This is a genomic window from Pseudoalteromonas sp. Ld20 (genome assembly GCF_045064175.1).
Taxonomy (GTDB): domain Bacteria; phylum Pseudomonadota; class Gammaproteobacteria; order Enterobacterales; family Alteromonadaceae; genus Pseudoalteromonas; species Pseudoalteromonas neustonica.
Map to the genome: position 1 here is coordinate 1 of NZ_JBISHB010000040.1, position 14,734 is coordinate 14,734.

Consider the following 14,734-nt stretch of genomic DNA (forward strand, 5'->3'; position numbering starts at 1 on the left):
CCATCAAAGGTAAATCGGTCAGTGAAAAATTCACCGTTAGGCAGCAAAAAGCCAAACCAATCGTTGATGAATTGTATCAATGGTTACTCAAACACAAAGATAAAATCCCTCCCCAAATGGCGCTAGGGAAAGCAATTACCTATGCGATAAATCAGTTTGAGAAATTCAGGCGTTACCTCGATGATGGCAGGCTCAGTATTGATAATAACCGAGCAGAGCGAGCTATAAAACCGTTCGTAATAGGGCGGAAAAACTGGCTGTTCTCAAATACCTGCAATGGCGCGCATGCCAGCGCCATACTCTATAGTCTTGTTGAAACCGCAAAGGCAAATGATCTTGTAGTGCATGACTACATCTCAACGTGCTTGCAACATATTGCAGAGCAGCCAAGTAACCTTGAGCCACTGCTACCTTGGAATATTAAGCAAGGCTAGGTGTCGTTAGCTATACGCTTACATTCAAAATATTTAAATAGCTGAATATCAGGCATGGGTATGCTCCTTAAAAAAGGAGTGTGAGATCATACTTTTAAGTCAAGGTAAAGTTCGTGATCTTACCCTGAGTATAGTGATTAATTAAAGCTGTACCTCTTTAAAAATTAAGTAACTACCAGCTTTAATACCATCAATTTTTAACAGCTAATTCTAATAACAACTTTTAAAGAACCACAATAGAGGATTTAAGAACTTTTCCCGTTTTAGTATTTATACAACCGTGAAATAAAACACTTTGAATACCACCGCTCATATTGTCACTTTTATTGTGTTTAATATGAGATTGGGTATCAAATTTATCCCCAGCTTTAACTAGTTGCAGTTCAAACATCGGATAAGCAAGCTTAAAGCGCTTAAACAACAATTCAAACAATCGGATAAGACGTTCTTGGTCTGGATTATTCCCTTTTACCACTTCCGCTTTAATATAATCCCACAGGTTAAAAATATATTTCTCTTGAATGCCACAAGCAACTAGCCCTTTTACGCTAGAATCAGTAAATATATTATCCGTTGATAGTTTGGTTTGAGTAGAAAGAGCATCATAGATTTCTTTAATTCGAAGATCTTCTTCAAAGTTATCTCGGTAGTATGCTATTTTTTTTTCTTGTTCTTCATATTTCGCTTTAATATAATCATATTCTGTTTTTAAATGTTTATAATTGCTAGAAACCTCCGACAAGCTCTGTTTGTTCTGATTAAGGTCAAAAGTGACTGTGGATAAGTTAGCTTCTAAGCCTGACTTATCTTGGTTTAGTGATGAGATAGCTTCGTTGCTTTTATTTAAAGCAGAGTCTTTCAATCCAAGTAATGACTTGAGTTTTATAATTATTTCTTTCATTTCTTCATTCTCACTTCTTAATTTTATTACCTCAATTTCTAAATTATTGCCTTCTTCTTGTAATTCTTGAATTGAAGTATCGTCACTGATAACTGAATCTTCAACAACTATTGTTTCTAGAGTCGTGTTAACCATCGATTTCAACATTATTTCACGAACTTTTCCTTGAACTTCACTGTCCTCCAAAAGTAATAAAAAACTCTGCTTTAAAGTTTGATCACCAATTAGCTGTTCATCCATTATTGATTGCCTCTTTTAAAATTCCTTGTCGCCTTTCGGTAATAATTCTGTAAAACATTACTATTGGCAGTATCTACGTCTTCAACACTTGGCTTAACGGTTTTTTTATCAACACCAAGTTGATCATTTTTAACCGCACTGCTTACGTTAAGCCTTGTTGAAATATCTGGATAAAGAAAAGCTTGAGACCAAACAGTGTCAATACCATTAATAATCCACTGAAGATCTTGTTCACTAGTAATGAACTTGTCAGCGATTGAAATACTCGTATCAACATTAAAAGAGCTATCATCAGTATCAATAACAAAAGCTAACTTTTCATTAGCAATGTACTCAATTTTATTTTTAAATTGTTGCCAGTATAAATTAACCGAAATCCACTCTTCTCCGGCAAAGCGAACAACTTCTAAGTCACCATCAATAATTCGATTCGTTTTAGCCATGTTACTTTTTACTTGAATATAAAAATCAGCCATTTACTTATTTAGCCCCATTACTTTGTTTTCAATCTGCTCAATAGATAATTCAGGCTCTAATTTTTGATAAGCATCAACTAAGGCATTACTATGCTTCGTTGTTTCATCAAGAGAGAGCTCATCATTAAGGTAAAGCTCGTAGTTATCTAGCTTTAATTCCTTCTCTTTATAGGCCTTTATAGTCCCAATAATCTCATCAGTTTCTAGCTCTTGAGATACCACTTTCGCCATAAATGAAGTGGTTACTGTTGCATCTAACTTTTCATTAATTCCCTTTAGAGTAATAGATGCCCCAATAGAAGAACGCGCTAAAAGATCTTTTTCATCAAGGTTATCAAACTTCTCTTTATCAAAGACAACGTTGTTTCTCAAGTGATCAATATAGTCGTTAATTGAATCGAAATCTTCTGACTTTTTATCACTTAACATAGCCCGCTCGCCCAGCTCTTCCATTGTATCTTCTGGGTTAATAATGCCTAAAGAAATGCCAACCGACTTAATGGCATCAGAAACTTTTGCCGCAAGGCTTATCCCTAAGCTGGCAATGCTTGTAGCTGCACTTGCAATGCTACTGCCAATACTTGATACTGCGCTACTTATAACGCTACATGCACTGCTCACAGCACTACACAAACCACTCCAAAATCCCATAGCGATCTCCTTAATTAAAAATTTAATTTTTTATTAGTACAAAGCGCATTTCTTTGCTCCATATTAAATGCTGCTTCAGAGTTTTCGAGCACTGCATATAGGTAAAGCCCTAAACAGTCGCTTCGACTATTTAGCTGTTTTTCATTCTCATCTGTTTCTGCAAGCGTTTTATAACATGTAGTAAGAATATATTGGTGCATAAAATCAATACCATAAACTTTGATATAGTTATTTAACTCAATGTTTGATTTATAATTCTTTACAGTCTTAACCCAAGCAAGCACTGGATTCCCCTGTAATATATCCTGAATAACATCTGCTGAAGGTTTACTTTCCAAAAGCTCTAACCCCTGAATTAACCCTAACTTGTAATTATCGGCATAATATTGAAGCGCTATGCTCCTAATTTCTTTAGGGTCAACATCCGTTTCTTGTGTTGTACTAACAAATTCTTTTATTTGAACTTGAAGAGGTTTTGTCGTCCCCGATGTAGATAAAATAACACGACCAGGTTCAAGGTTTGATAAAAAGTCTTTTTGCTCATCCGATAGTGCCATTGTATTTCCAACGGCCTCTTTATCATCTTGTGCAAAAAGCTTATGAATAATTTTAGTACTCGTATTTTTTAATACTTCTGGCGTTAGTTTATTCGGAATTTGATCAACAATAATCAACGACTCCCCATATTTGCGTACTTCAGCCAACATATCAGAAAAAGTTTCCACTCCTTGTTTTTTATTTGAGCTATCCCCGGCTTCAAATTTAGACAACAACCTGTGTGCTTCTTCAATTAATGTAATATGTCTAAATTTTTCACCGCGACTTCTATACTCTTCATGATTTGATCGCACAGCTTCATTTAAATTAGCTAAAACAAACCCCATTATCAGGGATTTTTCACTAGGATTACGAATTTCTTCAAGCTCTAAAATAACATTACGCTGCGCTAAATCTTTAAAATTAATAGAGCGCGGTGTATTTAGCATTTGCCCTTTAGAGCCAATTAGCAAACCTTGCAAGCGTGCTTTAATTGAACCTATATAATCTTGCTTTAATCTATCGTCAAAACCTTGCTCTTTAACGATTACCTCAGTCATTGCAATTAATTCTGCTAATGTAGGAAAAGCATAAACCCCCGGAGCAAATGGGTCTTCATAATAACTATTTTTAGAGTTAGCTATATTCCAACCTTTTACTTCATAACAGCGATAAATGGCTGCTTCAATAAGTTGTGGAATAGCCGCTTCCATATCAAAAGCCGACTCTATGCTAGCCTTAATCATATCCACTCTTGAAGTGATATTTTCATGAGGAAAAAATTCAAACGGATTCAACCTAAATGGTGCAACATTGTCATTGCCTAGTGTAAAAATCAAAATATCTTTATGTTTTTTAGTGAGTACACGATATTCTGTTTTTGCAGGTTCAATTACCAAAAAAGGCATTTGAGCCGAATTTAATAAACGATGGCAAGTAGTTGTCTTACCGCTGCCAGTTACACCAGCAATAAATATATGTTTATCAAGATCTCGTTTATCAATACACACTTCTGTTTGTTGCTGTAATCCACTTTTTATCAAGTTACCTAAAAATAGCTTATTCTCATCGGTAACCGTTTTAGTCATGTTTAAGCCAAATTCAACTTCTTCTTTAAGTGTTAATCCAACCACTTCTTTTTGTGGTAAACCAGCCACAACACTAAGTTCATTAGTCGACAACCAATTACACGAATATTTATTAAACGGGTTTTTAGATAATAAAAGATTTAATTGATGTGTATTCTTATTTAGATTTCCTGAGTTATTTCTATCTGTTTTCAATGCAGGAAATTGAAAGTTTTCCAATGTAGTAATTTCATTTTTCGATATAACTTTTTTAAGTACTAACGGAGATTTATTTGCATCTTCACCTGAAAAAATTGACCTTGCCGTATTTCCTAATTTTAAAACACTGGCTTCAGAATTTGATAACAAATAAATATTAGAAAGATATAGCCCCCTATTTTTACCTATTTGAATCCGTTTTAATAACACGTCCTCAATATAGCTAACCCAATCTTGTACCGCTTTATCTGAAAAATCGCGAGATTCAGTAGACGAATTACCTGTTTGCTCTGACGAATTGGTACCTTTATTTTTTGCTGTAGAATCAGATTCTGAAGTTCCACTTGATGTAGATTCATTACCACTAATGTGGGTATTATGATCAGTTTCCGAAGAGCCTTTTGACGTTTGCTTACTACTACCTGAGTCAGATGTCCCATTAGTAATACTTACTGACTTACCCGTATTTTTACTAATGGCTGTACTATAACTTAAGCCTGTAGTTTTTGTTGTGCTCGCCCCTTCTGATGTCCCAGTTGTTTTTGAGCGATTATCCCCACTTTGAATACTTTTTTTAGACATTGGTAATAATTTATCGTAAATTCCGTGCAATTGACCTTCAAGCTCATTCACTTCAGATAAAGAAAGCGGATCAGCAAGTACAGCAAGACAAAACTCATCACCACTCATAATATCAACTAATCTATCAACTCCTTGAAACTGTTCGTTATCTTCATGAACACTTGGCACACCTTCAAGCTTAGACACTTTAGAAAAACAACCAACTTCTTCCTTAACCCTCTTTCGTTCAGCTTTAGTTAGCTTCTCAACTACGCTTCCTCTAAAGTTACCTTGTAAAGAAGGCTTTAAAATACTTTCACCTATGTCATCGACATCAAGCAATAAAGTGCCTTCATAACGCTTGTCTTTTGCGATGCCAAATAAAAACTTAACGCTTTCTCCATCACCAATTAGTAAATAGAGAAAAATAATTCCATCTATATTTAACGAATTTAATACATTTTCAAACGCTTCTTTTCGTGGTAGTTCTTCATCAAATGTCACTTCTTTAATGTGATAAAGTGAAAACTCATGATCAGCCAGTAAAAATGGCTTTTCTATCACGGGTAATGGAATACCAGCATCAGTATCACTACCCTTTAATAATTCAATCAACGATGTTTTTGTCTTTGGCACCTTAGAAATCCTTCATTACAGCTTGCTCAGCTTCTTGCTGGGTCATTGACGGATTGGCAGTTTGATATGCAGTTAACAAATTATCGCTATGCTGCTTAGTTTTATCGAGTGTTAATTCGCCATCAATATAAGCCTTAATCTCATCCTGATTGAGCTCGCTACCTAAATAGGTCTTAATAATCTCTAATACTACTTTTCCCCCTATACCAAGCTCGCTCAATTTATTCACAAATGGTAACGATACATCACTACCGAGCTCTTTATTTAATCCCTTAAGTAAAACAACCGCTCCAACAGATTGACGAACTAAAACGTCAATTGGATCTTGACTCAGCGTTGCCTCATCCACTTTCACATCGTTTCTTAAGTACTCAATATAAGCATTAATTTGGTCAAAATCTTCTGGTGTTTTATCCGCTGCAATTGCTTTTGCACCAAGTTCATCAGCTTTTTCATTAGGCATAAGTACATCAGACGCAATGCTTATTACTTCAAGCACTTTAACTAACCTTGGTAGGTTATCGCCCGCCACTTTTATAACAGTAGGAGCATATTTAGCTATCATTGGACCTAGCTGAATAGCTAGATTACTAATAGCTGTAATCGCTGAAGGTATAACTGTTGGTACTAACATAAATTTTCCTTAAATAATTACAGTTCTAAACTTTGAATTTCATTAATATATACGTTGTTAGCAATGTCATTTTCATTTGCAATAACGTATTCAATTTGGGTTGGCGAGGTAATTCGGATATAAACAAAAGCGTCGTCATCGGTCATATCAAGCTTAATAGCTTTCTTTTTAATACCACTGTCAGAAATAGATACATTCCCTGTGCTTGACGTTGGTTGTTCAGTGTAAAACAATTCAAATTTTTGATAGCCCGCATCAATAAATTCTATCCACTGATTAAAATTACTTTCACGGTCTATTATTGGTTTAAACTTACCCTTACGGCTTTCACCAAGGTAATATTTAAAACGAATATCATCATCGCCAACATTACGGTCAATCACCATTATGTTGCCGCCTTCTCGCGACTCAATTAAACCAAAAGCAACGCCTGTTTTACCTGTTGGTTTTTCAAGGTCAGTTTTATCGGCACCCAGTGGCGCAAATAATTTAAAATGGCTATCACCACTAATATTGCTAATCGCTTCATCTTGTAAGTTAATATGCTTTTCAAATAATGTGTTAACAAAGCTAGACTGGCTTGAATTACCCGCTAAAAATATTTTTACATCATCAATATCATTTAATGATTCTTGAATATTGCTAAAAGCCAAACGCAGCGCATTAAAAAAGTTTTCAACGCCTCGCTCAATACGATCAGACAGTAACTGGGTTAGTTCATCCTCATCAACATCAAGCGCAAAAGCAGAATGTTGAATACCATTAATATCTGTGAGCGTTATACTCAGCTCTCCAGAAGCATCAATCGCAAAGCCTTCGTGCTCTTCCCAAAATGGGCGCAGCGCAATACATAATTTTTTAGTGTTATTTCTAGCTTCTTGTGAATAACTTAGTAGTTGTTCGCTGCCTGCAAATTCATCTTTTTCAGGGTGTTTTTCAAATTGTATTCCCGCTTTTAAAAGTGCTACTTTGTTTTTCTTAAATACTTCAAACGCTAATAATTCTAAAAGGTTTTCACCACCAAGAAATTGATCGCCACCAGCACCAAAGTGCTCTATTACATAGTCAAAACGGCGCTCTTTTCCATTTTTTGCTTCTCTAAAAATACCAAAATCAAAATCGGTTGTACCGCCGCCAAAATCAAAAACGCCATAAAAAATGCGTTCGTCACCTTCTGGGTCAAAGTCATGAGATTTAAAAGCCGTTAGGGCATAAGCCGCTGGCTCACTTGCGCCTTTTATAACGGTTAATTGCTCAATAGTATCACCCCCTAATTCAGCAGGAAGTGACTTTTTAAGCCCTTTTTCAAAGCTTTCTATTATTTTATCGCGTACTGGCATTTCGTAAGTCACAGGAAATGACAGTATGTATTCCATAAAAATGCCATTATTTAAGTTACTAATATATAAACCTAAATAATATGCATAAATTTCAATGGGGTTAAAGTCATCAGTGCCAAGCTCTAAAAATGGCGGCAGGTCAATCACTCTGCCTTTTTGTCCAACTACTTTTAGCTTTCTGTTTTTATCGCCCGCCCATTGTTTTATCTCATCTAAAAAGGTATTGAATTGGCTAGACTCGGTGCCTTCCATCGCATTTTTTGCAGTATGGGAAATAGTTAAATCTTGCCAACGAGTATAAGGTTTATTGGCTTTTTCGTTATAAGCACTAATAAACGCGTCAAGATCTCTAAATTCCATAATTGTTGGGTTTTCATAATGATGAGCTTGTATATCTGTACGTAAATCCCCAGTACCAACTCGCATAGGATGAATATTCACGTTATCTTTTTGATACACTACAACGGTACTTTTAGTACCAAAGTCGATTGCGACCACCCCATCGTTAATACTCGATTTTGGGTCTCGCGCAACCAGTGGGATGGGTAAAGATACACTTTGTTCATCCGTGTTTTCTAGCTCATCTGCCCATAAAGACCAATGGCCTAGCTCGGTATCTTCTATCATTTTTAAGTGGTAAGGTGCTATATCGGCGCGAATGTGGTCTTCTACCAGTAAGCTTTTAGTTATTTTTTTTGTGATTAATTCTTTTACTATCTGATTACCTTCAAGCTTATATTCTGGAAATAGTGCTTTCTGTTTACGATGAACAATCGATAACAATAACTTGTATTGCAGACTATTTTTTAAAGGTAATGGTGTTAAGCCTTTGTTTAAAAACTCCAAAAACAATACTTTTAAATTAGATATTGGATCTTTAAAATCTAAAAAAGGAACGCTAACGCCGCTTGATTGTGGGAAATCGCACTTATTTGGCATGTGATTACCACACACATCTCCTCCAATAACATAAAGTTGATCCCAAGAATCTATATAATCATAGTCAATGCAGCGAAATGACCCATGTATTTTAAATGGGGCATTACTGCCTAAGTTTAACATTTTTAAAAGAGTTTCTTTACTAGGAACCGCCCATTTATTAATTGGATCTTGCAATATTTTATTTACATGATCATTAACTTGAACTGCTGGAGTCCCTCTATTAAAAAGTCGATAAAGGTTATTTTCATCATTTTTTCTAACAACCCAACAACCGTTTACTTTTTTATCAAAATAAATTTCATCGGTTAGTGATACCCAACGCTCACTATTAAACTCACTTTCCACCTCAGCAAAACAATCATTTAATGCATTGGCTAATGGCTTATCTTCATTTGTAACTGTTACATTATTTACAAAAGCTATAATCTCTTTTTGAATCGTTTCTTCTATATTTGTCAGCATTTTATCGAATGAAGCATCAACACCTATTTGTTGCGCATTTTGATTTGATAGTGTCCATTGCGTAACTATTTTTGTATCCATCATTATTCCTATCTTTTATGTCAAAATTTATTTTGTATCAATTTGTTAAAATCGTTTAGAGTGATTTAAATTAGGTATGCTTTTAGAGGTCACATTTAATTAACTCATTAATCATAATCTCATTTCACACGACATTTAGTTTCACAAGCTTGTGAAAACTCCATTGATTTATTCCTTACTCTTTTTAAAATCACTAAAATTAATGATATTACTATTATCAATTAGCTGTAATTGCCAGTTAAAACAATTACTATCGCTTATGAGTGTATTTACCCCCGCTTGTTTACCTGGCTCATGTGGTAAGCGAGGTAAATCAGCTTTTAGGTATTTATTGAGTGCGTTTGAGGCGCAAAGTTGAAATTTCATAAACAAACTTATTCTGCTAAAACACAATAGATAACCGCTTTTATGAGCATATAATTTGGCAGCTAAAGTACTAATATAGATTGCTTAACTATTTTTCCAGCTTGGTTATTTACACAACCTCTGAATAATAATGCTTGTATCGGCCCACTCATATTTTGGCTACTGTGATGTTTTATAAATAGTACAGGAGCTGCCATGCAAATTATTTACAGTAGTTGCAGATACTACATGGCTATTTGATAAGAGTTTAAAAGTAGCATCAAATCTATTAGCTTCCCCTAAGTAATTACAGGCAATAGCAGTAATTCTAACATTGCATCGCCATGCGGCTTAATACCGCTTGCTTGTTCAGTTAAAGCTGTTTCATTTGATAAGTACCAGTCTTTGTAACTAAACATCAGTCGCTGCTTTAAACTTTCAGCTTTATCGCCTTGTTTAGCTAGCACAGTTTTCTTTTTACCTTCAGGGTAATCGTTGCCTAGGCTTGAATTAGTAGAGCTACTTACTAAACATAAATTTGCAAACGTATCAATGAGCTTGTTATCCATAGCCTCTGTTTTAGAGGTTTGTGGATAGTGATGTTCAACCGAGCTACGGTTTGTAAATTTAAACTCGGTGGCTACTTTTTTAATAGAATTAACAACGGGCGTATCTAAAAGAATCTCATCATCCGTACCTAATAAACTAAATTTAACCTTATCAAAGTCTCCTCTGTTAAGTTCAAGCCATATTTTGTAGTCGAGGTAATTAAAAATATAATTTTGTACCGAAGTGCCACAATTAATAGTTTGTTTTAGAAGCTCTTTTTGAGATTGGATGCTACTTTTAGTATCTATATTTCCAATAGAACATAATTGATTAAAAGCACTTGTTTCTAATTGAACAATGAAATTCTTAACGTCGATTGTTTGTTCTTGATTAAACAAATACCTTAGCGTATTTGCAAGCCAATGCTTATAACTGTTACTCGGGTAAGACACATTAAACATACTTTGTAGCATAACCAGCTTTTCGCTATTCTCTATAAAAGTATTAACAGTTGAAACATTATGCTTGGCTTTTTCTGAGGTTTTTCTTACTAAAGTACGCACTCCCCAGTTTTTTTCTGGGCTACTTAAATCACGCTTGATAATGTAACAATCAAACAAATACCGTGTTTTTAATAATACACCGGCAAACCGCCTGACCTTTTGAGCGCATTTATCTTCGGCTAGGCCCTCTAGAATGTATGTATCGAACTCTTTAATAAGCTTTTTATCATCAAGCGACACCTTTTGTTCAATCAACTCATCAGCATCCACAAAAAGTGTAAGAGCATGGAGCAAAAAGTTAGGAAAGTTTATTATCGATCGAAAGCGATCATCCAATTGCGTTTGCTCATCATCTTTTTTTCTCTCATAAAACTTAGCTTCTGAATATAAGTTAAATAAATTCCCCTTACTCTGAGACTCCTGATAAATCGAAGCTTGCAAAGTATCTGAATTCTTTGATAATGCCTGCTCACTGTTAACTTTATCAAGCACAGCATTAAATAAGCCATTCCCCCCATAACTCAAAGTTAATAACTGCTTTAAATCATCACCAAATATTTTTGTTCTTAGCTTGCTATCAAACCTAAACGGAATATAGTGCCCCATATCTGAGCACGCATCCCAAATTTGAGCAAACACGGGTTGCTCATTTTCAGGTAAATGATTCATTAAGCGGGCTTTAACAACTTCGTGCTTTTCGAGCTGTTCACCGCGATTATTCATTATTTCAAAGTAATGATTAAGATCGGTATCTTTAGGCACACATGTTCGGACAATAATTACTTTTTCAAATAAAAACTTTTTAAATTCAATTAATTCATTTGCATTGAATTTTGATTTAAAAATTTTTAAAGCCACATTAAATGCATTCACCATACTTGGTTCAAGGTTTTGTAACGTTTTACCTTTCGGTTCACCATGAACAAATAAAGAGAGAAGAGTACGTTTTGAACTTTCTCGGCATTCAAAGCTTAAATTAAGCGTTTTAATAGCTACTTCAACATTTAAATGTTTCAGCGCAGCCAAAATAATACACAAAGTAGTATGTCGTTGTTGGCCATCAATGGTTTCATATTCAGTTATTTCTGTATTCGCTTGTCGTCTATCTACCACTAATGAGCCAACATAATAGTTTTTGTTTTCATCTTCTTTTCGTTGATCATCAATGTCATTAATAAGTTGTTCAACTTGTGCTTGCCCCCAAGCATAATTTCGTTGATAGCTAGGAATGGTATAAATAGCATTACCAAAAAATAACTCTTCGATAGTCAGCGCTTTGACGTCATTATTGCTCATTCTTTGTATCCTTACCTAAATATAGTCCGTGTAATGCTTCTAACCCTTTGGTTTTATTACTGCTAACAGCCTCTTCATTTTTAATTACCACATAGCGCAATACTTCATTGGCATCTAACGCATGCGCAATGACATTTAATAAACTACTGCTATTTTTTGCATAATTATCAATACTAGCCATTAATACCCGCGAGTTTTCCACTCTTAGCTTATAAGCCCAACAAAAGCATAAACGGATAGCTTGCTTAAAATGCTGCTCTTTAAATTTATCATGGTAAAGCATTACAACAGCTAAAAATAAATTACGCGCATAATTATCACCAGCCCTATGCGAGCCATTGTAACTTTTTAAATAAGGTGCTAACTCAGTATGCTTTTCTAAGTATTTTTGCTGTTCAATATAATGAGCTACAAATTCAAAAAAACGTGAGCCGTTAAGTATAATTTGACCTATCTGATGTGGGTACTTTAATTCGTTTTTATCAACTATTCGATCCACAGAGTGATTGTATTGAGTGGTGTAAATATGGGCTCTTAAAGCAGTCTCAATGTAATGCGGTACCTCTTTATTAGTCAGGTTTACTCCTTTAAAAACATCAATATGTTTATTGGTAAAATATCTCCCATGTTCACCTTTAAGCCATCGTCTAATTCTGTATAAATAATTAGCAAATATTGGTTTTAAATTACCCGAGCTTGTGGCTTCTTGTTCCCAATGCTTAATAGTGTTTAATTTTGTTTGCTGAGTTTCGTGACCCATTTCGCGTAAGTGATATGCTTTTAAAAGATCATGAGGTTCAAGGGCTTTACCTCGTGCATTCTGGCTATCAAAAAATTGAAACGCCTCACTTATATCGCTCAGTTTAATAACAACAAGCGAGCAGTTCGATAAAATAAAAGTATATAAATTAATTAACTCTTGCTCATCCATTTGCTCAAGCTGCATGTTAATAAATGCACTGTTGTGCCGAACTTGTTGTTGCGACTCGGGATGATTAATGGCAATGGTGGTTAAAAGTGCAGGTTTATCCGTTATATTTAATTTAGTAGCTATAGCTGTAAGCAGAATACACAAAGTAATTGTGCGTTGCTGACCATCAACTATTTCAAGTTTATTGCCACTAGTTGCAGTATGTAGAACAACTGTACCCAATCGATACTCTGCACCGCTAATTAAATAATTACTTTTTATATCTACTATTAATTGAGCCACATTATGTTCATTCCAACGGTATGGCCGCTGATAATCTGGAATAACTAAATCACTCGCAAATAATGTTGCAATAGATTGAATTTCAGGAGAGATAGTACTACTCATTTAACCTTCCTTGTCATTAATATTTACCTGTGCAGGTAATCTCTAAAATTAATTATATTGTTATTACCAGCTATGTCCGTTGATGCTTTATTACCTCGCTGCTCTGAGGTGATCAACGTTTGGCAATAATGTAATAAACGTTCTATGGGTATAAACTTCTCTTTGCGGCCAGTTGTTTTATTAGTAATACGTTTAGGTTGGGTGTTTAAATAAATAGCTAACTCAATGGCAAGGTCTTTAGGTAAATCATAAAGCCCCTCTTCTTGTAGTGTTTGAGTAACCCAAAGTGCAGCATCGCTAATGTGGCCGCTTATACTTAAATCGGTATTTTTAACCCAGTGCGGGGTAAATTCTATTTTTGATAGCTCACTTAACAGCACCGCAATATCGCTGCGTGGTATTAACTGATACACCTCAAGCGTTTCAGCCATCATTAACTGCCATTCGTACTGCAAACGCTGAGTTAACTCCTCTTGCGATAGCTTTAAACTAACCGGTATAAAAAACGTAAAGCGGCTATTAGCCTCACAAACAATGATTGTTTTTTCACGGGATTTATAGCTGTTATCAATTATCTGCAATTGCCAGTTAAAGCTATTATTATCGCTTATGAGTGTATTTAGCCCCGCTTGTTTTCCTGGCTCATGAGGTAAGCGAGGTAAATCAGCTTTTAGGTATTTATTGAGTGCGTTCGAGGCGCTTAGACAAAGTAACATCTTATAATTTCCCACACCAATTGCGGCTATAGATACCTGATGCAACCGCTTTGTGAAAACTTGAATAAGGCCAATCACTCACCCTTTTTACTAAGCTATGTTTAAGAGGGTTAAAGTGTACATAATTTACATGATGCCAATAATCTTGCTCATCACGAATGGTATGCTCCCAAAAGCGACGTTGCCATATGCCTCGTTCATTTTTATTCATACGTGCCTCAGATAGGTATTCTCTTTTAGGTAACCCTTTAGAAAAGCGCTTTTTTATTTCACGCCATCGGCCAGAGTAGTCACAATCCTCTTCGGGTAAGGTTAGCACCGCATGAAGATGATCGGGTAACACAACCCACGCATCAATATGGAAAGGTTTATGTCGTTTAACCCAACGTACCGACTCACGTAGTAAATCAATGTGATCAACCAGTAATGATTTATTTCGCTCAAGCAAATTAACTGTGAAAAAATACGTCCCTCCAGCTTGATAATTTCGACGATACCTCATAAAACCTCCATGTAAAAAATGTAGGTTGGTTAAGTGGCGAAGCCACGCCACCCAACAAACCAACAACAACATCCCAAGCCGTATTAGATTTACAATGCTCAACCAATAATATCGGATGACGCCTTCAGCTTATCCAACCTACGTGATTGAGTTAAATACGTAGGTTGGTTAAGTGGCGAAGTCACGCCACCCAACAAACCAACAACATCCCAAGCCGTATACATTTACAATGCTCAACCAGTAATGTCGGATGACGCCTTCGGCTTATCCAACCTACATGAGTGAGATAAAAACGTAGGTTGGTTAAGTGACGGAGTCACGCCA

At 35.4% G+C, this 14,734-nt stretch carries 12 protein-coding genes; 1 reads left to right on the forward strand and 11 read right to left on the reverse strand.

The window, feature by feature from the left end; genetic code table 11:
- A partial coding sequence (locus tag ACJJVX_RS15025) for a transposase (protein ID WP_405632156.1) occupies positions 1-434 on the forward strand: 434 nt, incomplete at its 5' end.
- A 223-nt stretch (positions 435-657) separates the two neighbouring features.
- Here ACJJVX_RS15025 and ACJJVX_RS15030 read toward each other — a convergent pair.
- The 11 genes from ACJJVX_RS15030 to ACJJVX_RS15080 form a co-directional block, all read right to left on the reverse strand.
- On the reverse strand, positions 658-1,575 hold the full coding sequence (locus ACJJVX_RS15030; protein WP_405632159.1) for a hypothetical protein: 918 nt from the start codon (positions 1,573-1,575) through the stop codon (positions 658-660).
- Positions 1,575-2,051 carry a hypothetical protein gene (locus ACJJVX_RS15035; protein ID WP_405632161.1) on the reverse strand — a complete coding sequence of 159 codons (477 nt, stop codon included), beginning with the start codon at positions 2,049-2,051 and terminating at the stop codon, positions 1,575-1,577. Before ACJJVX_RS15035 ends, ACJJVX_RS15030 begins: the two co-directional genes overlap by 1 nt.
- A complete protein-coding gene (locus tag ACJJVX_RS15040) occupies positions 2,052-2,702 on the reverse strand; it encodes a hypothetical protein (protein WP_405632163.1) in 651 nt (216 codons plus the stop codon).
- A 14-nt stretch (positions 2,703-2,716) separates the two neighbouring features.
- On the reverse strand, positions 2,717-5,722 hold the full coding sequence (locus ACJJVX_RS15045) for a helicase HerA domain-containing protein (RefSeq protein WP_405632166.1): 3,006 nt from the start codon (positions 5,720-5,722) through the stop codon (positions 2,717-2,719).
- Position 5,723: 1 nt separating this feature from the next.
- The gene (locus tag ACJJVX_RS15050) at positions 5,724-6,356 is read right to left on the reverse strand and encodes a hypothetical protein (protein ID WP_405632169.1); all 633 of its coding nucleotides are present in this window, start codon (positions 6,354-6,356) and stop codon (positions 5,724-5,726) included.
- A 17-nt stretch (positions 6,357-6,373) separates the two neighbouring features.
- On the reverse strand, positions 6,374-9,184 hold the full coding sequence (locus tag ACJJVX_RS15055) for a hypothetical protein (RefSeq protein WP_405632170.1): 2,811 nt from the start codon (positions 9,182-9,184) through the stop codon (positions 6,374-6,376).
- A 165-nt stretch (positions 9,185-9,349) separates the two neighbouring features.
- A complete protein-coding gene (locus ACJJVX_RS15060) occupies positions 9,350-9,547 on the reverse strand; it encodes a hypothetical protein (protein WP_405632173.1) in 198 nt (65 codons plus the stop codon).
- Between the two features lie 278 nt (positions 9,548-9,825).
- Positions 9,826-11,874: a DUF262 domain-containing protein gene (locus ACJJVX_RS15065; RefSeq protein ID WP_405632175.1), complete on the reverse strand. Its 2,049-nt coding sequence runs from the start codon at positions 11,872-11,874 to the stop codon at positions 9,826-9,828.
- The gene (locus ACJJVX_RS15070) at positions 11,864-13,192 is read right to left on the reverse strand and encodes a DUF262 domain-containing protein (protein ID WP_405632176.1); all 1,329 of its coding nucleotides are present in this window, start codon (positions 13,190-13,192) and stop codon (positions 11,864-11,866) included. The genes ACJJVX_RS15065 and ACJJVX_RS15070 overlap by 11 nt, the downstream gene beginning before the upstream one ends.
- Before the next feature lie 23 nt (positions 13,193-13,215).
- Positions 13,216-13,908: an amino acid adenylation gene (locus tag ACJJVX_RS15075; RefSeq protein ID WP_405632179.1), complete on the reverse strand. Its 693-nt coding sequence runs from the start codon at positions 13,906-13,908 to the stop codon at positions 13,216-13,218.
- 1 nt (position 13,909) lies between these two features.
- Positions 13,910-14,410: an REP-associated tyrosine transposase gene (locus ACJJVX_RS15080; RefSeq protein WP_405632181.1), complete on the reverse strand. Its 501-nt coding sequence runs from the start codon at positions 14,408-14,410 to the stop codon at positions 13,910-13,912.
- Positions 14,411-14,734 lie beyond the last annotated feature (324 nt).